The 1854-nt window shown below is 76.8% G+C and carries 1 protein-coding gene; it reads right to left on the bottom strand.

Annotation, left to right across the window (positions count from 1 at the left end; translation table 11 throughout):
• A partial coding sequence (locus tag ACWDX9_RS62845) for a non-ribosomal peptide synthetase (protein WP_449973377.1) occupies positions 1-1854 on the bottom strand: 1854 nt, incomplete at both ends.

The raw sequence follows: 1854 nt of genomic DNA, 5'->3' as shown, positions 1-1854 counted from the left end.
CCCGGCTCGACCCGGTGCCCCCGCAGCTTGACCTGGCCGTCCCCGCGCCCCAGGAACTCCAGCGTGCCGTCGGCCAGCCACCGCACCCGGTCGCCCGTCCGGTACCACCCGTCCGGGAACGCCTCCGGCGGCTCGCCCGGCGAGCGCAGGTAGCCGAGGGCCACCCCGGCGCCGCCGATGACCAGCTCCCCGGGGACGCCGATGGGCGCGGTCGAGCCGGAGCGGTCGAGCACCCGTACCGTGGTGTTCGCGAGCGGCCGCCCGATGCTCACCCGGTCGGGGGAGGGCGGCACCTCCCAGGCGGTGGACCAGATCGTGGTCTCGGTCGGCCCGTACATGTTGAGCAGCCGCCCCACCCGCCTGCGCAGCCGCCTGGCCAGCGCGAGCGGCAACGCCTCGCCCCCGGCCAGCGCCACCAGCCCCGACGGGTCCAGCCCGGCGGACAGCAGCATGCTCCACCCGGACGGCGTGGCCTGCACGTGGGTGACCCCGGACGCGCCGATCAGCCGGGCCAGCGCCACCCCGTCGCGCACGGCGTCGTCGCCGGCCAGCACCAGCCGCCCGCCCGTCACCAGCGGCAGGTACAGCTCCAGACCGGCGATGTCGAACGACAGCGCCGTGCTGCCCAGCCACACGTCCTCCGGGCGGGAGCCGAGCAGCCGTTCCATCGCGGCCAGCAGGTTGACCAGCGCGGAGTGCGGCACCGCCACCCCCTTGGGCGTGCCGGTGGAGCCCGAGGTGTGCAGCACGTACGCGGGGGCACCGGCCGCCGCCTGTGATGGGGGGAAGGACGCCTGGGGGGCGGGCTCGATCCGTTCGACGTGCCCGGGCAGGGGTGCCGACGGGCCGGCCAGCGCGACCCGCACGCCCGCCTGCGCGAGCATGGCCGCGACACGCCCGGCGGGCAACGCCGGGTCCACCGGCAGGTACGCGGCCCCCGCCATCATGACGCCCAGCAGCGTCCCCGGCAGCTCGGCCGAGCGCGGCAGGCACACCGCCACCACGGACCCCGGCCCCGCCCCGCGCGCACGCAGCCCCGCCGCGACCAGCCGGGCCCGGGCGGCCACCTCGGCATAGGTGTGCGCCTCCCCCGAGCACTCCACCGCCACGGCGTCCGGCCGCAGCTCCGCCTGCCGCAGGAACAGGTCCACGACCGTGCCGGACGGGACATCGGCCGCGGTGTCGTTCCAGGAGTCCAGCAGCCCGTGTTCCTCGGGCGGCAGCACCTCCAGCTCGGACACCCGCGCGCCGGGAGTGCGGACGACCGAGCCCAGCAGCGTGAGGAACCGCGCCGCCAGCCGCTCCACCGTGCCCCGCGAGAACAGCTCGGCGCTGTGGACGAACGCGCCGCGCAGCCCGCCGCCGTCCGGCCACAGGTCCACGCGCAGGTCCACCATCGCGGGCGGCGTCCCGTGCGGGAACGGCTCGCTCGTCAGCCCGGCGAACGTGGCGGCCTCGCCGTACCCGACCGCCGCGTTGTGCAGCCCGAACATGGTCTGGAACAGCGGCGTGCGGCTGAGGTCGCGTTCGATGTCGAGCGCCGACAGCACCCGCTCGACGGGCGTCTCGCCGTGCGCCATCGCCTCCAGCACGGTCCGGCGGGTGCGCCGCAGCAGCTCCGTGAACGCCGGATCGCCCGACAGGTCGCCCCGCAGCACCAGCGTCGAGGCGAACAGCCCGACCATCGGCTCCAGCTCCGGCCGGTTCCGCCCGGCCGTGGGCGTGCCGACCACGATGTCGTCCTGCCCGGTGTGGCGGGCCAGCAGCGCCTGGTACGCGGCCAGCAGCACCATGAACAGCGTGCACCGCTCCGCGCTGGTGGCCGCGCTGGCGCGGCTCGCCCGGGCGGAGCGG

It is taken from the genome of Nonomuraea sp. NPDC003201 (genome assembly GCF_053590415.1).
Note: the sequence above shows the minus strand (reverse complement) of the source record. Positions and strands in the feature narration are given on the sequence as shown.